Here is a 24,268-nt window from a genome sequence, read left to right as displayed (position 1 = left end):
CGCCCCCTACATCACTAGGCTCCTCGGCATGGCTCCATGGACGAACTGGGCGGGCACCGAGACGGCAGAGCCCGAGCGCGTGGTGGCGCCGCACGACGTGAGGGAGATCGTCGAGGAGATCGAGCGCGCCCGCACACGGGGGCGCACCGTGAAGATGATGGGCACCGGCCACAGCTTCACCGGCATCTCCGCCCCCGTCGACACGATGGTGCGACCCGACCACCTCGCCGGCATCGTCGCTGTCGACCGGGACGCGATGACGGTGACCGTCCGGGCCGGGACCCCGCTGCACGTCCTCAACGAGCAGCTCACCGTCCTAGGCCTCTCGCTGCACAACATGGGTGACATCGCCGAGCAGACCCTGGCCGGCGCCACCTCGACCGGGACCCACGGCACGGGCGGCAGGGTCGCCTCGCTGTCGGCCCAGATCGAGGGCTTCACGATCATCTCCGGCCAGGGCGAGGAGATCACGGTCTCGAGGGCGGGCGCCAGCGACCTGTTCGCCGTAGGCCGGGTCGGGCTGGGAGCGCTGGGCATCCTGACCGAGCTCACCGTGAAGGTCGAGCCGCTCTTCGCCCTCGAGGCGCACGAGCAACCGATGACGTGGGACACCGCGCTGGCGGCGTACGACGAGCTGACCTCGGACCACGACCACGTCGACCTCTACTGGTTCCCCCACACCGAGCACGCGCTGGCGAAGGTGTACGACCGGCGGACGGACCTCGACGGCATCCGCCCGCTCGGGCGGTGGAAGCACTGGCTCGACGACGAGCTCCTCTCCAACACCCTCTTCGGACTCATCACGACCCTGGGCACGCGTGCTCCCGGGGCCGTGCCCGTGCTCAACGGGCTGTCGGGCCGGGCGCTGTCGGAGCGCCGGTTCAGCGACATCGCCCACCGGGTCTTCACGGCGACGCGACGGGTGCGGTTCAAGGAGATGGAATACGCCGTGCCGCGGGAGGTGGGCCTGGAGGCACTCCGCGAGGTGCGCCGCGTCATCGACGCCTCGACGTGGCGGATCGGCTTCCCCGTCGAGGTCCGCACCACGCCCGCGGACGACATCGCGCTGTCCACGGCATCGGGTCGCGAGTCGATGTATCTCGCGTTCCACGTGCCGACCGGCGCTGACCACACCGACTACTTCACCGGCGTGGAGGACGTCCTGAGGCACTTCGAGGGACGCCCGCACTGGGGCAAGATGCACACCCGCACCGCTGGCGAGCTGTCGGCGCTGTATCCGCGCTTCGGTGAGTTCCTGGCCGTCCGCGACGCGCTCGATCCAGATCGGGTGTTCACCAATCCCTACCTGCGGAGCGTGCTGGGCGACTAGAGACCTGCGTCCTAGACGTTGGCCGGCCCCCGGGGCTTCGGAGCGCGGATGTCGAGCACGACCGCGAGCAGCCGGAGCACGAGGCACACCCCGAAGCCCGCGAGGGCGACCAGGGCGAAGGGCTGGTCGAAGTGGTCCAGCGCCACCGCGATGGCGGCGCCGAGCAGCGCCGGGGTGGCGTAGAGGCTGCCGGTGAAGACGACCGGTGGCCGACTGGCCAGCACGTCGCGCACCATCCCGCCGCCGATCCCGGTCACCATCCCCATCAGCGCCGCCGGCACGGGTCCGAGGCCGTACTCGACCGCCTTCAACGCGCCCGTGACGCAGAAGAGCGCCAACCCGAAGGCGTCCAGGACGTTGACCACGGGCTCGAGGCGCCCGAGGGTCGGGTGGAAGACGAAGGTGACGAGGCCGGCGGCCAGCGGCACGGTGAGGTAGCGCCAGTCCGTCAACGCCGCGGGCGGCGTCGCACCGATCAGGACGTCTCGCAGGAACCCGCCGCCGAGACCGGTGGTGCCAGCCAGCACCAGGACCCCGAACACGTCGAAGTCCCGGCGTACGGCGACGAGGGCCCCCGAGATGGCGAAGACGAAGATCCCGAGCAGGTCCAGGACGACCAGGGCGGCGGCTGAGTCAGGGACCCAGGCGGTGGCGGAGTCGACGGCGGAGGCGAGGGGAAGCACTGCTGAACGCTATCGGCAGGCACGCCGCTCGCGTGCCGTCCCCCACGCCCACGCTGGCGTAGGGTCGTGGCGACCGGAAAAAGGCGGCTCGAACCACCAGATCTCCACTCATCACAGCTAGGAGTGCAGCATCCATGGCGCACCTCACGCTCGCGGGACGAAGCGATGATGGCAAGCGTCTGCTGCTGGTGAGTGACAACGGAGCCGAGTTCACCCTCGACATCGACGCCCCGCTCCGTGCCGCCCTCCGCGGCGAACATGCCCGCATCGGCCAGTTGGAGATTCAGATGGACAGCTCCCTTCGCCCCCGTGACATCCAGAACCGCATCCGGGCCGGCGAGAGCCCCGACGCCGTGGCCCAGGCGGCGCAGACCACCGTCGAGAAGATCATGGCGTTCGCCGCTCCGGTCATCGCCGAGCGCGCCCACGTCGCCGATCGTGCGCAAGGTTCCTCCTTGCGCCGCAAGGCGGGCGACACCGGCGCCCGCACGCTGGGAGAGGCGGTGGGAGCCCACCTGCGCGGCCTCAACGTGGACCCCAATCAGGTCGAGTGGGACTCGTGGCGGCGTGAGGACGGCCGCTGGACGCTCACCGGCTCCTTCAACACCCCCCAGCGCCGTGGGACTGCGACGTTCGCCTTCGACCTCCGAGGCAGCTTCGTCACGTCCGAGGACGCCGACGCCCGCTGGCTGGTCGGGGAGGAGGTCTCCTCCGTGTCGACCGCTGCGAAGTCGTCGAGGGACGACCTCCAGCAGGCGCGATCACGCAGGCTCAGCGCCGTCCCCGCCGACGAGCTGCCCCTGGGCGAGGACGCGATCGAGCTCGCCGCCTCCGATCACGACGGCGACGTCGAGGAGGTCGAGGCGAGTCCGACCGAGACCACCCTGGACCTGACCGAAGCGGGCCTCCGCACCGATCAGGCATCCGAGGCACCGCCCGCCGACGACGACGCCGAGGGGGCCGACGATCCAGTCGTCGGCTCTGCGTCGGGGTCAGGGTCGAGCGACCCGGCTGCTGACGAGCCGGCGGCACGCCGGCCGGCTCGCAAGGGCCGGGGCCGTGCGTCCGTGCCGAGCTGGGACGAGATCATGTTCGGCGGCCCGAGCGACTAGGGACGAGTGCCAGCCGCCCACGGATCGGCTAGGCGGCCAGCGTCGAGCCGCGCACGACGAGGGTCGTGGGCAGGACGACATCGGTGGCCAAGGCAGCCGACCCGTCGAGGTACTGCATGAGCATGCTCGCCGCCGCACGGCCCATCTCGCGACAGGGCTGCTGGACCGTGCTCAGCGCAGGCGTTGTCCGGGCGGCGAGCGGGACGTCGTCGAACCCGATGACCGCAACGTCCTCGGGCACGCGCAGACCTGCCGCTTGCACCGAGGCCAGCGCGCCGGCGGCCGACAGGTCGTTGGCCGCGAACACGGCGTCGAACGCGATGGCCTCGGCGACGAGGCGCTCGACCGCTTCCGCGCCTGAGGCGAACGTGAACTCGCCGGGGGCGATGCGATCGGGGGGCACCGGCAGGCCGGCGGCGGCATAGGTGTCCAGGAAGCCGCTGAGCCGCTCGTCGGTACACCGCAGGCCCGGGATGCCGCTGACCACGAGCGGTTGACGGCGGCCCAGGGCGAGCAGGTGCTCCGCCGCCTGGCGCGCGCCGGTCTCGTTGGTCGTGGACACCGACGGAAATCGGCCGTTCGACATCCGGTCGTCGATGACGATCACCGGTCGACTGCGGGTGTGCAGGCCGCCGATGTAGTCGAGGGTCCCCTCCTGGTTGATGACGAGCAGTCCGTCGAACGTGGACGCTGAGACACGCGAGGCGAACCGCTGCATCGACTGGTCCGTGCGGTTGCAGGTGAACAGCACGATCCCGAGCCCGTGCTCCTCGATCACGTCGACCGCACCCTCGACGATGTCCCCGACCCAGGGCCAGGACAGCGAGGGCACCAGCATCGCCACGACGGAGCTCCGGACGCCGCCACGGCTCACGCCGCGGGAGCTGGGGACATAGCCCAGCTCCTCCATGACCTGGCGGATGCGCAGGGCGGTGGACTCGTGGAGGTCACCCTTGCCGTTCAGGACCCGCGACACCGTCGTCTTGCTGACCCCGGCCCTCGCCGCGACGTCGGAGATCGTGTAAGCCATCAAGGATCCGTCCCGAGAGGGAACCGGGCGACGGCGTTGCCCACCCGATGTAACCGCTCTCAGATTGAACCGCCTGCGGCCTGGGCCGTCAATGGCCGACGGTCCGCCACGGGGCCGACGAGGCGGCGCGGGCACGTCGGTGCGCGCGGTAGTTGCGGAACTTTCCGATTGCGTCCCCCACCGTTGACGCGGCTTCCCGCGCGGCACTAGAACGGTGTGACCGACCTCACTGGCAGGCCTCCCCCACCGAGCGGAGAGGCCCAGACGCGGGTCGTCGCCACGTCCAGGGGCCGTCGTCCGACGCGCCCCTGTCCCTGCTCGCCTCCACGATTGGTGTCACATGAGCCAGCCCTTGGCCAATCCGTTCCCGGGACGACGCTCTCGCGCGTCCACCCGGAGCCGATTCGCACTGTTCGCCCTTGCCGCCCTGATCGGCTCGCTGCTCGCGGTGACTCCGCTCGCGGAGACCGCCAGCGCTGCCGGGCCCCTCGTCTCCCAGGGCAAGCCGGCCTCCGCCTCAGGAGTGGAAGGGACCGGCACGCCGGCCTCCGCCGTCAACGACGGCAACACCGGCACCCGCTGGGCCAGCGCCCACGGCGTGGACCCGAGCTGGGTGCAGATCGACCTCGGGTCGACGCACGCGATCGACCAGGTCACCTTGAACTGGGAGGCTGCCTACGCGCGGTCCTACCAGGTGCAGACCGCTACCTCGCCGACGGGGCCGTGGACCACCCTCCACTCCACCACCACCGGTGACGGCGGCCTCGACACGCTCGCCGTCAGCGGGACAGGTCGCTATGTGCGGGTGAACGGCACCGTGCGCGCCACGCCCTACGGCTACTCGCTGTGGGAGTTCCAGGTCTTCGGGACCCTGAGCGGAGGTGGGGGCACCCCCACCGGGCAGCAGATCGTCGGCCCGGGCAACAAGTGCGTCGACGTCGCCGGCGACAACACGGCCGGCAACGGCGGCATCGTCCAGCTGTGGGACTGCCAGGGCACCGCCGCCACGGACCAGTACTGGGCGTGGAACGGACAAACCCTGCGTACCTTGGGTCGCTGCCTCGACGTGAGCGGCGGGTCGACCGCCAACGGGGCGCAGGTGCAGCTCTGGGAGTGCAACGGCAGTGGCGCACAGAACTGGGCGCAGGAAGCAGGAGGCTCCTTGCGCAACCCCGCGTCCGGCCGCTGCCTGGACTCGCCGAACGGCTCGACCGCCAACGGCGCCCGGCTCCAGATCTGGGACTGCAACGGCTCCCCGGCACAGGTCTTCCGTATCGGCAGCGACGGCGGGGGTGGCGGCACCTGCACGAACCAGCCGACCGTGCCGAACCTCGGCCCGAACACCCACGTCTTCGACTCGACGATGTCGTCGGCGACGATCCAGACCAAGCTCGACGAGGTCTTCGAGGCCCAGAAAGACACGCTGCGGCACCAGTTCCACGGTCGTCGTGACGCGGTGCTCTTCAAGCCCGGCACCTACAACAACTACGTCAACCTCGGTTTCAACACCTCCGTCCAGGGCCTCGCCCAGAACCCCGACGGCGTCCGGCTCAATGGCGCTGTCACGGTGGATGCCTTCAACGCGAGCGACCAGGGCAACGCCACGCAGAACTTCTGGCGCAGCGTCGAGAACCTGCAGATCAACACCAACGGCGGCCGCAACCGCTGGGGCGTCTCGCAGGCCGCGCCGATGCGACGGGTCCATGTGATGGGCGGGCTCGACCTGTTCCCGGCCAGCTACGGCTGGTCGTCGGGTGGGTACCTCTCCGACGTCCGCGTCGACGGTGGCGTCGAGTCGGCCTCACAGCAGCAGTGGTACACCAAGGACAGCAACCTCGGCAGCTGGTCCGGGAGCAACTGGAACATGGTGTTCTCCGGCACGGCGGGTGCTCCGGCGACGAACTTCTCCACGGCCCCGTCAGGGGTCCACCACACCAACGTGGGCGCGACGCCCACGTCGCGGGACGTGCCGTACATGTACATGGACGGCGCCGGGCAGTACCGCCTGTTCCTCCCGAACCTGCGTACGAACGCGCACGGCGCGAGCTGGAACATCGGCAGTCCGACCCCCGGCACCTCGGTGAGCTTCAACAGTGTGTTCGTGGCCCGTCCGTCCGACAGCGCCGCGACGATCAACGCCCGTCTCGCCGACGGCTGCCACCTGGTGTTCACGCCGGGTGTCTACAACCTCACCGAGACCATCCGGGTCAACCGGGCGAACACCGTGGTGTTGGGCATGGGTTACGCGACGCTCATCCCGCAGAACGGGGTGACGGCCATCCAGGTCGGCGACGTCGACGGCGTGCGCATCAAGGGCATGTTCATCGATGCCGGGACGACGAACAGCAACTCGCTGCTCACCGTCGGCACGCCCGCCGGCGTCGGCACCTCACGTGCGGCCAACCCGGTCACGATCCAGGACGTCTACTTCCGCATCGGCGGCTCCATCGCCGGGAAGGCGACGAACTCCCTGGTCGTCAACAGCAGCAACACCATCGTCGACCACATCTGGGCATGGCGGGCCGACCACGGCAACAGCGGCACCTGGGGCTGGACGATCAACACGGCCGACACCGGCGTCGTCGTCAACGGCAACAACGTGCTGGCGACGGGCCTGTTCGTCGAGCACTACCAGAAGTACGAGGTCATCTGGAACGGTCAGGGCGGACGGATCATCTTCTTCCAGAACGAGAAGCCCTACGACCCGCCCAACCAGGCGGCGTACATGAACGGCCCGCGTCAGGGCTGGGCGTCGATCAAGGTCGCCGACCACGTGACGTCTTTCCTGGCCCAAGGTCTGGGCGCATACACGTTCTTCAACGTCGACCCCTCGATCAACGTCTGGAGCGCGTTCGAGGCACCCAACAACCCGAACGTCCGCTTCCAGAACATGGCCATCGTGTCGCTCGGCGGCGTGGGCAACATGTCGCACGTCATCAACGGAACTGGTCCGGGGGTGAACTCCACCACCCACAACGCGTACATGCTGCAGTACCCGTAAACCTCTCGACGACGTCGGGCGGCCACATGGTCGCCCGGCGCCGTCCGTTCCACCGCGATGCGCTCTCGGGGCGCGGTGCGGCGTACGACCTCTCACGTCTCTCGGAAAGCGAGTTCCCTCGATGCTGCTCTCCCCCTCCCGCCCGCGACGCAGGCTCACTGCCCTCGCTGCGTCCATCTCGGTCCTCGCAGGCGTGGGTCTCACCGCGGCGCTGACCACAACCACCTCGACGACGGCAACCGCCGCAGCCCCACCGACGCCATCGGGCTGGACGTCGGTGTGGGTCGAGGACTTCAACGGCCCTGCAGGGAGTCTCCCGGACCCGACGAAGTGGAACATCGAGACCGGAGGGGGCGGATGGGGCAACGCCGAGCTGCAGAACTACACCAACCGGCCCAGCAACGTCAGTCTCGACGGCGCAGGCAACCTGGTGATCACCGCTCGCAAGGAGGCGTACGGGAGCTGCTGGTACGGACCCTGCACGCACACGTCGGCCCGCCTCCAGACCATGAACAAGTTCACCCAGAAGTACGGCCGCATCGAGGCCCGGCTCAAGGTGCCCGGCGGCCGCGGCCTGTGGCCGGCCTTCTGGATGCTCGGGGACGACATCGGCAGTGTCGGGTGGCCCCAGTCGGGCGAGATCGACATCATGGAGGTCCTTGGCCACGAGACCAACAAGACCTATGGCACGCTGCACGGCCCCGGCTACTCCGGCGGTGCCAGCACCGGCGCGAGCCACACCCTGCCGAGCGGGTCGTTCGCGGACTCCTTCCACACCTTCCGCGTCGACTGGGCCCCGGATTCCATCAAGTGGTACGTCGACGGGGTGCTCTTCTCGACCAAGACCCCCTCAGACGTCGGCTCGAACAAGTGGGTCTTCGACCACCCGCACTTCATCCTGCTCAACCTCGCCGTCGGCGGGAACTGGCCCGGCAGCCCTGACGCCGCCACGCCGTTCCCCGCGCAGTACGTCATCGACTACGTCGCGACGTACCAGGCCGACACCTCACTGCCTCCGGCGCCTGCGGGCGCCTCGATCGCCGGTCCCGGCAACAAGTGCGTCGACGTGGGAGGTGACGACACAGCCGCCAACGGCGGAGTCGTGCAGCTGTGGGACTGCATCGCCGCCGCGTCGGACCAGAAGTGGACGTGGAACGGCACCTCGCTCCGCACCCTGGGTCGCTGCCTCGACGTCACGAGCGGATCCGTGGCGAACAGCGCGAAACTCCAGCTGTGGGACTGCAACGGCAGCGGCGCCCAGCAGTGGCAGCAGATGGCCGACGGCTCGTTGCGCAACCCGGCCTCCGGACGCTGCGTCGACTCGCCGAGCGGGTCCACCGCCAACGGCGCTCGGCTCCAGATCTGGGACTGCAACGGCTCGGCGGCGCAGGTCTTCCGCGTGGGCGGCACGCCTCCTCCCACGAACACCCTGCTGTCCCAGGGACGTCCGACCACCTCGTCGACGAACGAGAACGCCGGCACGACGGCGAACCTTGCGACGGACGGCAGCACCGGCACCCGGTGGGCGTCGGCGTTCAGCGACCCGCAGTGGGTCCAGGTCGACCTCGGTTCGACGCGGACGATCAACCGCGTCGTCCTGAGTTGGGAGGCGGCGTACGCCCGGGCCTTCCAGGTCCAGACGTCCAACGACGGCGTCAGCTGGACGAACATCTACTCGACCACGACGGGCACCGGCGGGACGCAGACACTCAACGTGTCGGGCTCCGGACGCTACGTGCGCATGACCGGCACCCAGCGTGCGACGCCCTACGGCTACTCGCTGTGGGAGATGCAGGTCTTCGGCAGCTGATGTGCCCGGCCCTCGTCAGCCGGCCGCCCGGGACACTAGTCTCCGGAGATGTCGTACTTCCTCACCGGTGCCACCGGGTTCATCGGTCGCCACCTCGTCGAGGAGCTCCTCGGGCACCGCCGGGGCGACGTCTTCGTCCTCGTCCGGTCCGGCTCGAAGGCTCGACTCGATGCGTTGGTCGACCAATGGGCGACCGACCGGGTGATCCCGGTCGTCGGTGACCTGGGCCAGGACGGTCTCGGCGTCGACCCGACGTGGGTGAAGGCCCAGCGCGGCCGGATCGACCACTTCTTCCACCTGGCCGCGATCTACGACATGACCGCAGACGCCGCGGCCAACGACGCGATGAACGTCGAGGGCACTCGTCACGCCCTCGACCTCGCCGAGCAGGTGGGCGCGGGCTGCTTCCACCACGCCTCGAGCGTCGCCGTGGCCGGTGACTTCCGCGGCGCCTTCGACGAGACGATGTTCGCCGAGGGCCAGCACCTCCCTTCTCCCTACCACCGCACGAAGTACGAGTCCGAGGCGCTCGTCCGCGACGAGGCGACGGTCCCGTGGCGGGTCTACCGGCCGGCGATCGTCGTCGGCCACTCCGAGACCGGTGCGATGGACAAGGTCGACGGGCCCTACTACCTCTTCCCGCTGCTCAAGCTGCTGCGCGACAGCCTGCCGGCCTGGTTGCCCCTGGTGGGTGTCGACCTGGGAGACACCAACGTGGTCCCGGTCGACTACGTAGCCAAGGCAATGGACCACCTGGCGCACCTGCCCGGGCGTGACGGCGAGGCCTTCCACCTCGTCAACCCGGAGCCCCAGCCGGTGGTCGACACGCTCAACCTGTTCTGCGCCGCGGCCGGCGCGCCCCGCTTCGCCACCCCGATCGACCGTCGGGTCGCCCGGATGGGTCCTCTGGCGCTGGTCCCCCACGCGCTGCGGCCCTCGGCCATGGTGGGTGCCCTGGTCCGCTCGGCTCCGGTGCAGCTGCTGCTCGACCAGACGATCGGCCGGGCCGGCATCCCGGCGGAGGTGCTGGGACACACCAGCTTCGCGGCGGTCTTCGACTCGCGGCGTACGGCGAAGGCACTGGCCGGATCGGGCATCGCAGTGCCCGACCTGGAGTCCTACGCCCGCACGCTGTGGGGCTACTGGGAGGACCACCTCGACCCGACGACGGGCACGAGCTCGGCCAACCGCGCGGCCCTTCAGGGCAAGCACGTCGTCATCACCGGCGCCTCCTCGGGCATCGGTCTGGTCACGGCGCTCAAGGTCGCGCAGGCCGGTGGTGTCCCGGTCCTGGTCGCCCGCGGGAAGGACAAGCTGGAGGAGACCCGCGCGTTGATCGAGAGGCACGGCGGCCAGGCGCACGTCTACGCGTGCGACCTCTCCGACCTCGAGGCCATCGACGCGATGTGCGAGCAGATGGTGGCCGAGCTGCCGTCGGTCGACGTCATCGTCAACAACGCCGGTCGCTCCATCCGGCGCTCGCTGCGGCTCTCGCAGGACCGCTTCCACGACTTCGAGCGGACCATGCAGCTCAACTACTTCGGCGCGATCCGGCTCGTGATGGGCCTGATGCCGAAGATGCAGGAGCAGCAGTCGGGTCACGTCGTCAACGTCTCCTCGATCGGGGTGCAGACCAACCCGCCCCGCTTCTCCGCGTACGTCGCGTCCAAGTCTGCCCTCGACTCGTGGTCCAACGTCGTGGCCAGCGAGGTCGTGGGCAACGGCATCACGTTCACCAACATCCACATGCCCCTCGTGCGGACGCCGATGACCGCGCCGACGACGCTCTACGACAAGTTCCCCATGATCTCCCCCGCCCAGGCCGCTGACATGCTGGTCCGGGCGATGGTCGAGAAGCCGCACGAGATCAACACTGCGCTCGGCAATGTCGGAGCGGTCATGCACACGGTCGCGCCCAAGCTCACGTTCCGGATCCTCAACATGGCCTACAACGTCTTCCCGGACTCGGCTGCGGCCAAGGGCACGGTGCCGGAGGGCGGCGGCACCCGTGAGTCCGAACAAGTCATGCTCGCCAGGATGTTCAAGGGCGTCCACTGGTAGTCGCCTCACCTAGGCTGGCCCGCATGCTGCTGACCGGTCTCGCCATCCATCCCGTCAAGAGCACTGCGATCCGCCCGGTCGGGTCGGCCCGGGTGCTGCTCGGAGGCCTCGAGGGCGACCGCGCCTGGGTCGTGGTCGATGCCGACGGGGTGATGGTCACGGCGCGCGAGGAGCACCCGCTCTTCACGATCGTGGCCGACACCCCCGCCACCGATCCGTCCGTCGCGTCGGCGCTGCGGCTGCGTGCCCCGGAGATGCCGGACCTGCTCCTCGACCAGCCGGTCGGCGACCGCGTCCGCGCGCGGGTGTTCAGCCAGGAGCTCGAGGGCATCCCGGTGGGTCTCGAGGCAGACGCCTGGGTCCAGAAGTCCCTGCGTCGCGACGACCTGCGCCTCCTCTGGTGCGACGACCCGACCCGGCGCACCCTGGACCCCGCGCACTCCCGCCCCGAGGACTTCACGGCGTATGCCGACGGCTACCCGGTCACGATCGCCTCCGAGGCGTCGTTGCGGCAGCTCAACGACTGGATCATCGAAGGCGCGCTCGAACGCGGCGAGGACCCGTCCGCCCCGCTGCCCATGGAGCGCTTCCGGCCCAACCTCGTGGTCGACGGCGACACGGCGTTCGGCGAGGACGACTGGACCTCCGTGCAGGTCGGCGACGTCCGTTTCCGGGTGGCCAAGCCGAACGCTCGGTGTGTGATCACGACCATCGACCTGGACTCGCTCCAGACGAACAAGGAGCCGATCCGCACGCTGGCCCGGCACCGGCTCGTCGACAGCTTGACGATGTTCGCGACCAACCTGATCCCGGAGACGACGGGCATCGTCCGGGTCGGCGACCACGTTGACGTGAGCTGAGGCCGGGTCGACTGGGTCCGCGTCAGCCGAGGTCCTCGGACCACTCGACCGCGGGGGGAGACAGCCGTGCACACCGCGGCAGGCCGCACTCGTCGGTGAGGTTGACGCGCGCCGTGACCGAGGGTGCGTCGGGTGCGCCGGCCAACATCAGCTTGGCGCGCCGGAACATCGTCGCGTCGGGGCCCTCGAGCCACGTCAGGTAGATGAATCGCTCGCCGCGCTTGCCCTGCACGGCCGGACCACGGAAGTCGCGGTCGCCTGCGGCGTACGACTCCGCGACATCGATCTCCCAGACGGCGTGGGCGACGTCGGCGGGCACGACCTCCACCGGATCTCGGCGGAGCTGGATGCCCACCTGCACGTCACGGTGGCCGCCCGGATTGCGGCCGGGCAGCGTGTGACCCTCGATCCGGATCCTCATCCTCGTTCGACCTCCCGGGCCGGGTCGGCGACCCACCCCGACCAGCTGGCGGGGAAGAGCGCGGCCCGGGTGCCGGCGACCTCCATGGCGAGGATGTCGTGGGTCGCGGTGACGCCGGATCCGCAGTAGGCCGCGACGTTCCCGCCCGGGGTGACGCCGACGCCCGCATAGAGGGTGCGGAGCTCCGTGGCGTCGCGGAAGCGCCCGTCCTGTGCGAGGTTGCGCCCGGTGTCGACGTTGACCGCTCCCGGCACGTGCCCGGCGACCGGGTCGACCGGTTCCACCTCGCCCCGGTGGCGCTCGGGTGCGCGGGCGTCCACGACCACGTCGACGGCGAGCAGGCCGTCAGCGTCGACGACCGGCATCGATCCGGGTGTCCCGTGGAAGTCGCCGCGCAGTGTCGCCGGCTCCCCTGTCTCCACGTCACCGCCCGCTGCCACCCAAGCACCCCAGCCGCCATCGAGCACCCGCACGTCCCGGTGCCCGTAGTGGCGAAGCAGCCACCAGGCACGGCTCGCTGCGCGCCCCTGCCAGTCGTCGTAGACCACCACTGGCAGGTCCGTGTGCACCCCCGCCCTCTGCATGGCGGCCACGAACACGTCGGGGTCAGGCAGCGGATGCCGCCCGCGGTCGTCGACGGGCTCGGCGGGAGCGTCCGCGAGGTCCGTGTCGAGATCGACGTACGCCGCACCGGAGATGTGGCCTGCGGCGTACTCCTCGCGACCGGGAGGCCCGCCCATGCGGTAGCGCACGTCCAGGACGATGACGCGGCCGAGCGACGAGGCCAGCTCGGCGGCCGAGATCAGCGGTGAGCTCACGTCGCCCACCGTAGCGCCGCTCATCGGGGACGAGGAGCGCAGACGGTGCGAGGCAGCACCCGGAGCATGTGAAAGGATCCCGCCTCGTGGCTGAACTGCAATTCTTCACCGGCACGATGGACTCCGGGAAGTCGACCCTCGCGCTGCAGACCAACCACAACCACGCGACGCGCGGGCGGGTCGGACGGATCTTCACCACCCACGACCGCGCCGGACAGGCGGTGCTGTCGAGCCGGCTCGGGCTGACGCACGACGCCCTCGAGGTCGACTCCGACTTCGACTTCTGGCGCTACGTCGTCAGCTCCCTCACTGCCGGCGGCCGAATCGACTACCTGATCTGCGACGAGGCCCAGTTCTACTCCCCCGACCAGATCGATCAGCTCGCCAAGATCGTCGACGAGCTCCAGATCGACGTCTTCGCCTTCGGCATCCTCACCGACTTCCGCTCGTTCCTCTTCCCCGGCAGCGCCCGCCTCGTCGAGCTCGCCGACCGGATGAACGTCCTCCAGGTCGAGGCGTTGTGCTGGTGCGGCAAGCGCGCCACGCACAACGCCCGCACGGAGGACGGCGTCATGGTGGTCGAGGGTGACGTGGTGGTGGTCGGCGACGTGGCCGACGGGGACGACGAGGGTTCAGTCCCGCGACCGCGGCCACGGGTTTCAGACCACCCGACCCCCGAGGTCGCCTACGAGGTGCTGTGCCGTCAGCACCACCGGCGCCGCCTCACCGCTGCTCGGGCCAAGGCGGTCTCGCTGGCGCCTGAGCCGCTGCCCTTCGGCTGAGGCGAGCCAGCGACTCCTATCAGCCCCTGCGGCGAATTCTTACCGCGCTTGGCGGTCGAGCCCGGATGCTCGAGTCGCGCCAGTTGCGAACGAGCGTGGCCGCCTGCAACGCGGCAGCAGAGGCTAAGCGGAATTGATGTCGCCGACCGACGCTCGAGGGAACCGAGCCACGGTCACGACGGCACCGCCACGAATCTCCAGTGCGTCCGGAGACACCTCGTACTTGGTCTCATCGTCCGGGTCCAGATCGATGATGACGCTGAACTCATAGTCCTTCTGATCCGCATCACCTCCCGTGTACCCGTCAGCCCAGACGTCCACTATCGAGCCGTCAGCAAGCGTGACTCGCCAGCGAGAAGGAGGGAGGAACGCAAATCCCATGAGCCGAGCCTAGCTTAGCTAGGCGGTCAGCGGGTGAATGAGCCTGAGCGGAGGTCCCCTCCCGTGGTGCACCGAACCGACGATCCGTGCGGTCAGGCGGCGCCTGCAGATCGGAAGATCCGGACGCGTGTTGGGCTGAGCTTGACTGGCCACATGAGTAGCGAGTCGGAGCAGCCACTGCCAGTGACCGTTAGCGTGCGGGCTCTGGACGGACGCGGGCCCCATTCAAGCTACGGGTGTCCTTCAACGAGAACGAGAAGCTGGTTGGCATTCAAGGCAACCGAGCCGCGCTGAGCTCCCTGCGAAGCACTTGCTCGCCCAGCCCGGAACACTTTCGGGTTACACCTGTCGTGGGAGGCAGAGTCCGGCTGGTTCGAGACCGACGAAGCGGACCTTCACCTCATGCTCACCGGGTGACCGCTCATCGGCACGAGGGACGTGTTCACGCGGCAGATCTGGCCGGTCGGTGGCAAGATCGCGGTGTGGAGGACCGGCACCCAGCCATCGAATTCGTGACCGACGGCAGGTTCTACGTGCCGAGCGGTCGCACTGAAGGCGAGTTCATCGTTGTGTTCGGCAGCCTCGTGTCGGGCCCCAAGGGTCCCGCTCCCGGAACCTTCATCACACCGTTCATCGCTGACGTGATGCGGGCCAACCACGGCGACTCTACAGTCTTCGAGGCTCGACTGGACTTCCCTCTGGAGGACGAGCCCGAACCTAGAGAAGGGCCGTCCGTGCTTCTCTACGGAGCGTCGCTCGAGGAGGTCCCTGCCGGGTCCAGGGTCACCAGTCGTTCGGCTGGCTGAGCGAGCCCAGCCCCCGTGAAGGAGACCTGCCACGTCCCCGGTCGTGCAATGGCGGCCACAGTAGGAGAGTGGCGCGAGCCGTTTGCCCAGTGCCGGCGGTGCGTCGAGCTGGTCCTGACGGTGGACGTCCCTCACCATGGAGGCATGTCGAGACGCAGATCGAGCCGGGCGCTCGACAGTAGAGACGCATCGCCGGAGAAGGCCGTCGGAGTGTTACTCGACGAACTCTGCGGTCGGCTGGGCTTCATCCTTTCCGGCGAGGCACGAAGGGACCTGTTGGCGAGCTTGCCCACCACTGTGGACGAGTTCACAGACGCCGTCTTCGTCGCAGACGGCTCGGATCCGACATACGCGGACTCGTCGTCGCGCCGCACGGTGCGAGACATGGTCCAACAGCGAATAGCCCACCTGCTCCGAGTGGATCGCTAGTCCAGAGCGGCAGATGCCAATCCTCGGGTGCTGGCACTTGCCCTTCTTGCCACCAGTCGGCTGAACAAGATTCTCAAGGTTTCTTGCACTGGACCGCCGAGAAGGGCCGATTTCGGGCCGTCGCTGTCGGTGGCCCCTGCTTGGGTTGAGTCATGCAAGCGACCGCCACCACCGCCACTTTGCCGGACTCCCCAGCAGAGGTGTTGACTGCGTTGCGGTCCGAGCAGGACCTGCGGCGGGCCTCCGACGTCAGGTCGATGCAGCTCGCAGCGCACTGGGTCGCACTGCACCCGGCCGCGAACTCGGAGGACCCCGCCGGGTGCTTCCAATCGCCCAAGACCCTCGCCGGGGAGGGGTCGCCGGCGATTGACGAGTTCTGCGTCCCTGAGGTCGCGACCAAGCTCGGCACGACGTGCGACTCGGTCGGGTCGTACCTCACCGACGTCATCGAGCTCCGCTACCGCCTGCCACGGCTGTGGGCCGCGGTCCTGATGGGCGACGTGACGCCGTGGCGGGCGCGGGTCATCGCGCAGACCACCGTCGACCTCACACCGGAAGCGGCTGCGTTCGTGGACCAGCAGACCGCGTGGTGCGCCAACCGCGTCACCCCCTCCCAGCTCATGCGACTCGTCGCCCACGCCCGGGCCCGGTTCATGCCCGACCAGCTGGCAGCAGAGATCGAAGCCGCAGCAGACAAGCGGCACGTCACCTTCGTCTGTGACCAGGTGTCCTTCGACGGCACCATGCACCTCGAAGCCGACCTCGAGGTCCCCGACGCCCTCGGCCTCGCTCAGGCGGTCGCAGACGGGGCCGCTCGGCTTGCTGACCTGGGCTCGACCGACACCCTCGACGGGCGCCGCGCCACCGCGCTCGGTGACCTGGCCCGCCACCAGCTCGCGTTCGGGTTCGACGATGTTTCCTCCGACGAGCGCACAGCCACGTCAGCCAAGCCGGCGACGACGCAGATCGTGCTCCACGCGCACCTCTCCGCCGACGCGATCCTCCGCATCAACCCCGACGGGGACAAGTGCCTGAGCGGGTACGTCGAACAAGCCGGCCACCGCGGCCTCACAGCCGACCAGATCCGCGACTGGTGCGGACGCCCCGGCGTCCAGATCACCGTGAAGCCCGTGATCGACCTCCACGAGCGGTTGGAGACGGCCGGCTACACGCCCACCGACCGGATCCGCGACCACGTCATCACCCGCGACCGGACCTGCGTCTTCCCGTGGTGCGGCCGCAACGCCAGGCGCTGCGACCTCGACCACGTCGTCCCCTTCGACCACACCGACCCCACCCGCGGCGGACCCACCAGCACCGACAACCTCGCACCGCTCTGCCGACGACACCACCGCCTCAAGACCAAGGGCCGCTGGCGATACCGCATGACCGACCCCGGGGTGTTCATCTGGACCAGCCCCCTGGGAGACCAGTTCCTCCGCGACCACACCGGATCACGCCCCCTCGAGCCGGAACCACGACCCGAACCACGACCCGAACGCCCGACCGAACGCCCGACCCAGAGCCCGACCGAACGCCCGACCCACGGCCCGGCCGAACGCCCCACCGGCCACCCGCCCGACCAGTAGCGACACCGCCCCACACCCCGCAGACCACCGGCCGCGGGGCCACGGGCATGTCCCGAGGACGAAGGTGCAGGCTGAGCGGTGGCTCCAGTAGGTTCCCGAGCGTCAAGAGCAGGCACAAACACTCGGGGGCAGTAGTGACGGATGCACCATCCACGGACCAAGAATCGCGCGTCGAAGAGCCGCGGCAACACCCGGCCTCGGTCTTCTGGCGCTACTGGACGGCCACGACCACCAGCCAGGTCGGCTCGGCCTTCACCGCGGTGGCCCTCCCGCTCGCAGCCGTCAGCCTCCTTGACGCGACCGCATGGCAGGTCGGGCTGCTCGTGGCCGCGGGAGACCTCGGCTGGCTGCTGCTGACCCTGCCGGCGGGCGCGCTCGTCACCCACCTCCCCCTGCGCGGCCTGCAGGCCACCGTCGACTTCACGCGCGGGTTCGCCATGCTCCTCCCGGCGGTGATGTGGATGCTGGGCGACCTCTCGATGGTGCATCTCTGGGTGGCCGCCCTGACCGTCGGCTTCGCCAACGTCTTCGCCTTCGTCGCCAACACGACGTACATCCCGAGCGTTGTCCCGCGGGAGCAGCTCGTGTCCCGCAACTCGCTGATGAGCGGCACCGACGCCATGACCCAGCTCGGCGCCCCGCCGGCAGCGGGCGTCTTCGTCGGCTGGCTGGGCGCACCGGTCGCCTTCGTGCTGGACGCGGTCAGCTACCTGGTCTCCGGGGCCCTCATGTGGACGCTCCCCCGCTCCATACCCGTCGCGGTGGAGCGCCAACCGATGCGCAGCCAGATCCGCGAGGGGTGGAACTTCGTCGTCACGCACCCGCTGATGCGACCGATGATGCTCGACGCAGCTGCGATCAACCTCGCCTGCGGCTTCCTGCTCACCCTGACCCCGCTGTACGTCGTCCGCGAGCTGGGCGCATCGCCGGGCGTGTTCGGCCTGGTCCTGGCCACGGAGGGAGTCGGCGCGCTGCTCGGTGCGACGTTCGGTCCTCGCCTCACGCGACGGTGGGGTAGCGGCCGGATGCTGCTGTGGAGCGCCTGGCTCTCCGTGCCGGCCGTGGCGCTGATGCCACTGGGAGACGCCACCCTCGGCCTGGTCGCGTTCGCGGCGGGCAACGCACTCTTCGCGTTCTTCACGGTGATCCTCTCGGTCATCACCAGGACCTACCGGCAACAGGAGAGCCCGCCGGAGATGCTCGCGCGGGTGATGGCGACGGTGCGCTTCGTGTCGTGGAGCATGATCCCGGTCGGCGGGGTGCTGGGCGGGTGGGCGGCCGGTGCCTTCAGCTCGGGCACCGCCTTGTGGCTGCTCGTTCCGGTGACGGCGCTCTCCCCGCTCGTCCAGACGGCCAGTCCGTTGCGGCACCTCCGTGAGGTGATCGAGTGAGGCTCAGCTGACCAGGATCGGGATGAGCATCTCATCCGGCGTCAGCGAGCCGTGCAGACCGACGAGCGACTTCTCGTAGGGGAAGTCGCGGGTGGTGACGACTGCCGCATCCCCGCGGCAGGCGACGAGGACGTCTCCGACCCGAGGAGCCACCGCGGGTGCCATGTCGCCGAACCAGCCACGCGCGACCGCGTCGTCGCGGGTGAGGACGAGCGCCCGGTCGCCGAGCACCTCGCGCCAGGTCGAGACGACGGAGTCGAGCGCACCGCGCGAACAGTAGAGGTGCCGGAAGCGTGCCTCCCCGCCGAGCAGGTCGACGCCGTCACGCAGCCCCGGCACGTCCTCGACATCGACCCGCGACGACTTCGGCGAGTCGACCATGCCGTGGTCGGCCACGACGACGAACCGGACCGAGTGCGGCAGCGCCTCTCGCATCTGCTCGGCCTCCGCGTCGACCATGGCCAGCTGCTGCAGCCACTGCGTCGAGGCCACGCCGAACTTGTGACCGGTCCAGTCGAGGTCGGAGTCGTAGACGTAGGTCAGCGACGGGGTGTGTCCGGCGGCCGTCACCATGGCCGCGATCCGCTCACCGACGCGATCCGCCCCCACGAAACCCGCTCCCCGGTGCGCCGCCAGGGTCAGGCCGGACCCGGCGAAGTCGCGCTTGTTGACCACGGTGACGTGGACGCCCGCGGCGGCGAGCCGGGAGAACGCGGTCGGGTGGGGCTGCCACTCAAGAGGATCGACCGACTTGTCCCACGAGAGGTGGTTGAGCAGCCGGTCGGTGCCGGGGATGCGCGCGGTGTAGCCGATGAGCCCGTGCGCGCCCGGGACGAGCCCGGTCCCGAACGACGTCAGGCTGGTGGCGGTCGTCGAGGGGACCCCCGCGGTGCCGACCGCCCCACCCTGCACGAGGGAGGACAGGAAGGGCGCCGAGCGCCGGTGCCGGTCCAGGAGCTCTGAGCCCAGCCCGTCGATGAGGAACACGACGTACGCCGACGCGTCAGGCATCACCAGGTCGGAAGGCGGCTGCCCGGCGACCGTGGCCGCCAACCCCAGCCCGCGCGCGACCGCCGGGACCACGTCACCGAGGGAGCGTTCACCGTAGGCGGGGAGGGTGAAGTCGATGGCGGGCGTGCCCGCGTCGCTCCGCTCGCTCATGCGCCCCGGGTCAGGGACGAGAGGGCCTCGGCGAACGCCAGCAGTCGCCCGACCGCTTCGCCGCCGTCGGCCGCCGCCGAGACCCGGAGCGAGAAGTCGTCGCCGGCGATGGTGCCGGTGTAGCCGTGGTCCGCGTCGCACTCGGGGTCGGCGCAGCCGGCAGGCTCCAGGTCGATGCGACCCACCCCGCCCCAGCCGATCGTCATGACGGCCTCGGCCGGCGAGGACGGGCCGGACGTCGGGTTGGCGATCATCCGGGTCACCACGACCGAGCGGATGGTCGACAGGGACACCGCCTCGGTCGACGTCGAGGTGTAGGGGTCAGGGAGCAGGTCGTCGCCCGGGTGCTCGTCGGTGTGCGCCAGGACCAGTCGTGTCGGCGTGAGCACCGCGACGGTGAGGTGGCGACGCACCTCGTCACGGTCGAAGGTCGGCTCGTGGTGCAGGTAGAAGGCCACGAGCTCCTCGCCACCGACGGCGGAGAACACGCCGTCGGAGACGACCTCGGGGTAGTAGCCGGTGTGGTCGATGGCCCGGCGGAGGTCTGTTCCCGGCCCGGGCTCGCTCGTCTTGCTGCGCATGCGGGGCAGTCTGTCACGCGACGTACCGACCGGGTCGAGCAGTCAGTGGGCGGTCAGTGGGTCATGGGGGTTCTAGCCGGCGTGCTGCGGGCAGTCGCCACCCCAGAGGCGCTGGACGACACCCACGCGCCAGATGCCGGGCAGGTCGCTTCGGGCGAGGCCGACCCCGACCCCGGTGCGGCTGTAGGCAGCATCGACCATGACCTGGTGGGGCTGGGGCGAACTCACCCAGGACGCCACACTCAGACGTGCCTGCTCATCGGCCACCTCGTCGCTGAACCCGTCCACCAGGGTGAACCCGTAGATGAGCTCAGAGACGACGCGCTGCTCGGTGCACTGTTCGACCCCCGGGTTGTTCCTCACCTCGGTCGCCGAGGCAGGCTCGAGGACCTCGCGACTGGTCATGGACTGCGCCCTGTCCTGCGCTCCGGTCGTCACCGGCTGCATCGTCGTGAGGGGCGCCACACTCGCCCTGGCGCGCTCGATGTTGGTGTATGTCACGATCGCCGCGCGGACATTGACCGCGAACGCCTGGAGCTCCTCGGTCGTCGGCGGACGGGGCCCCGGGGACGGGACTCCCAGTCCCCGGGACTTCTCCATGGCGTCTCTCGCGGCCGTAGCAGTTGCTCTCCTGACCGCTTCCCCGCGGATCCGATCCCTGCCCCTGTGCGTGGCCTGCGTGATCGCGTTCTTGCGTGCTGCCACCCGCTGGGGGTGCCGCACGCGCGCGACCCGTCCGATCCTGGTCCCGGTCCAACCGGCGGTCCTGGTGACCGCCTCCGGACCCGGCCTACCGATCGGACAGGCATCAGCCTTGACCCGGACCGTGGCCCACGCAGTGCCCTTCACGCCAACGCTCGCGTCAGCGACGAACCCGCCGCCAGCGGCAGGGCGGACCCGCACCGTCGACAGGCTCGTGCGGGAGACCCGCACCCGAGAGCGCCGCAGGTCCACCGACTTGGTCCCGGACGTGCATCGCGCGTCTGCGACCTCGCCATGCCGTTCGCCCGGGACGGACGGCGTGGCCGCGGCGGGCAGCGTGAGCAGCGTCGTCAGCAGCGCCCCGACGCCGACCGCGGCCCAAGTCCTCGTGTGATGTGCGCTCATCGTCTAGGTCCTCCCAAAACCTGGTCACGCCCGACGAGCCGACCCGGGCATGCACGGCAGTGGCGTCCGGGCAGGATACGCGGCTCCGCTCCGCGCAGGGTCAGCGCTCGCCGGCTCCGCTCAGTCGGGCAGGGTGTCGCCGGGGGGCGTGGACAGGCGGCGTACGAACCAGTCCGATCGCGGATCCACGACGGGCTCGATCCGGATCGCCGCTCCCAGCACCGACGCTCCGCTGGCGCCCGCCAGGATCAACGGGAGGTCGAGCGACCGGACCTGCTGCAGGTCGTGCTGGATCTGCGCCGCCCGGCCGACCAGCCGCTCGATCTCGGTCACGTCGACGATCTCGCTGCCGCGGTAGCCGAAGAGGATCGGCGACGCCTTGATCTCGCGCACCATGTCCTGTGCGTCGTGATCGGCCAACGGCGGGATCCGGAACGACCGGTCGCCCAGCAGCTCGGTGAGCGGTCCGCCGATGCCGAAGGAGATCACCGGGCCGAACAGCGGGTCCTCGAGGGTCGAGATCGCGACCGGCACGCCGGGCGGTGCGTTCCTCTGCACGACGAAGCCGGCGTTGGCGGGCTCGGTGATGACCGCGCTCAGCGAGTTCCACGCGTGGGCCATCTCCGCGGAGTTGTCGATGTTGCGCCATACGTGCGCCAGGTCGGGTCGGTGCCGCAGGTGGTCGGCCGTCGCCTTGAGCACGACGTCCCACCCGAGGTGCTCCCCCGCGGCGGTCGCCTCCTTGACGCTCGACACCGAGAGCGTCTCCCACAGGTCGATGCCGTAGGCCCCCAGCAGCTGCTTCTGCTCCTCCAGGGTGAGGTCGTGCCCGTCCGGGTGCTTCATCAACAGCTCGTTGACCAGGCGCCGCCCGGCCTGGGGGTCCACGCGGTCCGCGCTGCTCGCCGCCTTGTCAGGGGTGCGCAGCCACACGGCGTATTCAACGACGTGCGCCAGCGCGCGGACAGCGGCTTCCACGGCCGGGTAGGACGGCACCGAGCCGCGCCCGGCGCTCGATCCCGCGACATCGGGGACCCGGAGCAGCTCGGGGACACCCTCCGCGCCGAGGAACGTCGAGACGATCGGCTTGTCGGACTGCTCCCCCACGGCGGCGAGCACGTTGGCGACGTCCTCGCCGGAGACGTTGAGGGGCGGGATGTAGATCGCCGCGACGGCGTCGACCTCGGGGTCGTCGATGGCTGCGTCGAGCGCGTCCTCGAAGTCCTCTGCGCCGGCGTCCGCGCCCAGTGCCACCTGCTTGTTGACGACCAGGCCGACGCCGGTGGCCGCATCGGCCGCGAGCAGCCCGAGGGCGTCGGAGTTGCCCACGACTGCGACGCGGCGACCCCGGGGCAGCGGTTGGTGGGCCAACAGCTGCGCGACGTCGAACATCTCCTCCAACGTGTCGACCTGGATCACCCCCGCCTGCCGGAACATCGCGTCGACGGCCTGCGAGGGAGCGGCGATCTTCCGCACGGCATGTCCCATGGGTACGCCCTGGGTGCTGCGGCCCGACCGCACCGCAATGATGGGCTTGCGGCGGCTGACGCGCCGGGCAATGCGGGAGAACTTGCGCGGGTTGCCGATCGACTCGAGGTAGAGCAGCACGACCTCGGTGGCGTCGTCCTCGAGCCAGTACTGCAGGAGGTCGTTGCCCGACACGTCTGCACGGTTGCCGGCGCTGACGAAGGTCGACAACCCGAGCCCCCGGTTGTTGACCTTCTCCAGGATCGCCGAGCCCAGGGCACCGGACTGGCAGAAGAAGCCGGCGCGACCCCGGGGCGGCATCAGCGGGGACAGGGACGCATTGAGGCTGACGTCCGGATCGGTGTTGATCACGCCGAGGGCGTTGGGACCGATCAACCGCAGGCCGTAGGAGCGCGAGAGCCCGACCAGTCGCCGCTGCCGCTGCCGCCCCTCCTCGCCGGTCTCTGCGAAGCCCGACGAGATGACCACCAGGCCGTGCACGCCCTTGGCCGCGCAGTCGAGCACGACGTCCTGCACGGCGTCCGCAGGCACGGCCACGATGGCGACGTCGACGTCGCCCGGGATGTCCGCGACGGACTGATAGGCAGGCATGCCGGAGACCGCGTCTGCCGTCGGGTTGACGACATAGACCCGACCGGTGAAGTCGCCGGTCACCAGGTTGCGCACCAGCGCCCGGCCGATGGTGTCCTGTCGCCGGCTCGCGCCGATGATCGCGACGGAGCGCGGGGAGAAGAACTTCTCGATCGACGCTGACTCGGCGCGGTGCTCACGCTGCGCCATGACTCCGATCGCGGTCTCGGTGGGGTCGATGTTGAACTCGAGCTCCATCACGCCACCGTCGTAGGCGCTGGCCACGCGATAGCCGGCGTCGCGGAAGGTGTGGATCATGGCCTGGTTGTCCGGCAGCACCTCGGCGACGAAGCGCTCGATGCCGCGCTCACGACCGGCCTGCGCGAGGTGCTCGAGCAGCAGCTGGCCGATCCCGCGCCCCTGGTGCTTGTCCTCCACCAGGAAGGCGACCTCAGCCTTGCCGTCGTCGATCGCGTCGTAGCGACCGACGGCGATCATCTCGTCGGCGACCGTCAGGATGAAGGCCACCCGTTCGACGTAGTCGACGCGCGTGAACCGCTTGACGTCCCGGTCGGAGAGGAACGGCATCGGCGAGAAGAAGCGGTAGTACTTGGACTCGGCGGAGACCCGGCTGTAGAACTCGACCAGGAGCTCGGCGTCGTCGGGCCGGATCGGGCGGATGTGCGCCGCTCGACCGTCGCGCAGGAGGACGTCGGCCTCCCAGTGCCGCGGCGGTCGCGCGCTCGTCTCGGCCTCGGTCTCGGTCACCTTGGGAAATCTACAGGCTCGCGACGGCGCCCGATGCCCCTTGACGGCACCCGCCCGCGGCCGTACGGCGAAGTGTGGGCCAACACCCG

At 69.9% G+C, this 24,268-nt stretch carries 18 protein-coding genes; 9 read left to right on the top strand and 9 right to left on the bottom strand.

All coding sequences use genetic code 11. The annotated features are described in order from the left end of the window. Positions 1-28: 28 nt before the first annotated feature. A complete protein-coding gene (locus tag VNJ48_RS20115; RefSeq protein ID WP_325605460.1) occupies positions 29-1,330 on the top strand; it encodes a D-arabinono-1,4-lactone oxidase in 1,302 nt (433 codons plus the stop codon). Positions 1,331-1,341: 11 nt separating this feature from the next. Here VNJ48_RS20115 and VNJ48_RS20110 read toward each other — a convergent pair whose 3' ends face one another. Beyond that, positions 1,342-2,013: a trimeric intracellular cation channel family protein gene (locus VNJ48_RS20110; protein ID WP_325605458.1), complete on the bottom strand. Its 672-nt coding sequence runs from the start codon at positions 2,011-2,013 to the stop codon at positions 1,342-1,344. Positions 2,014-2,147: 134 nt separating this feature from the next. On the opposite strand from VNJ48_RS20110, the gene sepH reads away from it, so the two are divergent. Further along, entirely contained in the window at positions 2,148-3,125 is a 978-nt protein-coding gene (gene sepH / locus VNJ48_RS20105; RefSeq protein ID WP_325605456.1) for a septation protein SepH, read from the top strand. 28 nt (positions 3,126-3,153) lie between these two features. Here sepH and VNJ48_RS20100 read toward each other — a convergent pair whose 3' ends face one another. Further along, entirely contained in the window at positions 3,154-4,155 is a 1,002-nt protein-coding gene (locus VNJ48_RS20100; RefSeq protein WP_325605454.1) for a LacI family DNA-binding transcriptional regulator, read from the bottom strand. Positions 4,156-4,495: 340 nt separating this feature from the next. Here VNJ48_RS20100 and VNJ48_RS20095 point away from each other — a divergent pair, with 340 nt between their 5' ends. The 4 genes from VNJ48_RS20095 (at position 4,496) to VNJ48_RS20080 (ending at position 11,887) form a co-directional block, all read left to right on the top strand. Continuing rightward, on the top strand, positions 4,496-7,156 hold the full coding sequence (locus VNJ48_RS20095) for a ricin-type beta-trefoil lectin domain protein (RefSeq protein WP_325605452.1): 2,661 nt from the start codon (positions 4,496-4,498) through the stop codon (positions 7,154-7,156). A 121-nt stretch (positions 7,157-7,277) separates the two neighbouring features. After that, positions 7,278-8,966: a family 16 glycosylhydrolase gene (locus tag VNJ48_RS20090; RefSeq protein WP_325605450.1), complete on the top strand. Its 1,689-nt coding sequence runs from the start codon at positions 7,278-7,280 to the stop codon at positions 8,964-8,966. A 48-nt stretch (positions 8,967-9,014) separates the two neighbouring features. Beyond that, positions 9,015-11,027 (top strand): SDR family oxidoreductase, encoded by a 2,013-nt coding sequence (locus tag VNJ48_RS20085; protein WP_325605448.1) that lies wholly within the window; start codon positions 9,015-9,017, stop codon positions 11,025-11,027. A gap of 23 nt (positions 11,028-11,050) precedes the next feature. Continuing rightward, positions 11,051-11,887: an MOSC domain-containing protein gene (locus VNJ48_RS20080; RefSeq protein ID WP_325605446.1), complete on the top strand. Its 837-nt coding sequence runs from the start codon at positions 11,051-11,053 to the stop codon at positions 11,885-11,887. Between the two features lie 22 nt (positions 11,888-11,909). Here the strand turns inward: VNJ48_RS20080 and VNJ48_RS20075 are convergent, their stop codons facing one another. Together VNJ48_RS20075 and VNJ48_RS20070 are read right to left on the bottom strand one after the other, a co-directional pair. Further along, complete coding sequence (locus tag VNJ48_RS20075; protein ID WP_325605444.1) at positions 11,910-12,308, bottom strand: DUF5990 family protein; 399 nt, start codon at positions 12,306-12,308, stop codon at positions 11,910-11,912. Beyond that, positions 12,305-13,126, bottom strand: coding sequence for a sulfurtransferase (locus VNJ48_RS20070; RefSeq protein ID WP_325605442.1), 822 nt, complete (start codon positions 13,124-13,126; stop codon positions 12,305-12,307). The genes VNJ48_RS20075 and VNJ48_RS20070 overlap by 4 nt, the downstream gene beginning before the upstream one ends. A gap of 86 nt (positions 13,127-13,212) precedes the next feature. On the opposite strand from VNJ48_RS20070, the gene VNJ48_RS20065 reads away from it, so the two are divergent. Further along, complete coding sequence (locus VNJ48_RS20065; protein ID WP_325605440.1) at positions 13,213-13,908, top strand: thymidine kinase; 696 nt, start codon at positions 13,213-13,215, stop codon at positions 13,906-13,908. A 123-nt stretch (positions 13,909-14,031) separates the two neighbouring features. On the opposite strand, the gene VNJ48_RS20060 is transcribed toward VNJ48_RS20065, so the two are convergent. Beyond that, on the bottom strand, positions 14,032-14,289 hold the full coding sequence (locus VNJ48_RS20060; RefSeq protein ID WP_325605438.1) for a hypothetical protein: 258 nt from the start codon (positions 14,287-14,289) through the stop codon (positions 14,032-14,034). 1,387 nt (positions 14,290-15,676) lie between these two features. Between VNJ48_RS20060 and VNJ48_RS20055 the strand changes: the two genes are divergently transcribed. Beyond that, the gene (locus VNJ48_RS20055) at positions 15,677-17,113 is read left to right on the top strand and encodes an HNH endonuclease signature motif containing protein (protein WP_325605436.1); all 1,437 of its coding nucleotides are present in this window, start codon (positions 15,677-15,679) and stop codon (positions 17,111-17,113) included. Between the two features lie 134 nt (positions 17,114-17,247). Then, positions 17,248-18,504 (top strand): MFS transporter, encoded by a 1,257-nt coding sequence (locus tag VNJ48_RS20050; protein ID WP_325605435.1) that lies wholly within the window; start codon positions 17,248-17,250, stop codon positions 18,502-18,504. Positions 18,505-18,507: 3 nt separating this feature from the next. Here the strand turns inward: VNJ48_RS20050 and VNJ48_RS20045 are convergent, their stop codons facing one another. The 4 genes from VNJ48_RS20045 to VNJ48_RS20030 all read right to left on the bottom strand — a co-directional run bounded on the left by VNJ48_RS20045 (position 18,508) and on the right by VNJ48_RS20030 (position 24,179). Further along, complete coding sequence (locus VNJ48_RS20045) at positions 18,508-19,665, bottom strand: alkaline phosphatase family protein (RefSeq protein WP_325605434.1); 1,158 nt, start codon at positions 19,663-19,665, stop codon at positions 18,508-18,510. Continuing rightward, positions 19,662-20,246, bottom strand: a complete 585-nt coding sequence (locus tag VNJ48_RS20040; protein WP_325605433.1) for a DUF5998 family protein — start codon at positions 20,244-20,246, stop codon at positions 19,662-19,664. The genes VNJ48_RS20045 and VNJ48_RS20040 overlap by 4 nt, the downstream gene beginning before the upstream one ends. A gap of 72 nt (positions 20,247-20,318) precedes the next feature. Continuing rightward, a complete protein-coding gene (locus VNJ48_RS20035; RefSeq protein WP_325605431.1) occupies positions 20,319-21,353 on the bottom strand; it encodes a CAP domain-containing protein in 1,035 nt (344 codons plus the stop codon). Positions 21,354-21,473: 120 nt separating this feature from the next. Continuing rightward, the gene (locus VNJ48_RS20030; RefSeq protein WP_325605429.1) at positions 21,474-24,179 is read right to left on the bottom strand and encodes a GNAT family N-acetyltransferase; all 2,706 of its coding nucleotides are present in this window, start codon (positions 24,177-24,179) and stop codon (positions 21,474-21,476) included. Positions 24,180-24,268: the final 89 nt, after the last annotated feature.

Source organism: Nocardioides sp. (assembly GCF_035576065.1).
GTDB lineage: Bacteria > Actinomycetota > Actinomycetes > Propionibacteriales > Nocardioidaceae > Nocardioides.
The sequence above is the reverse complement of the archived record's forward strand: the minus strand, read 5'-3'. Positions and strand labels throughout refer to the sequence as shown.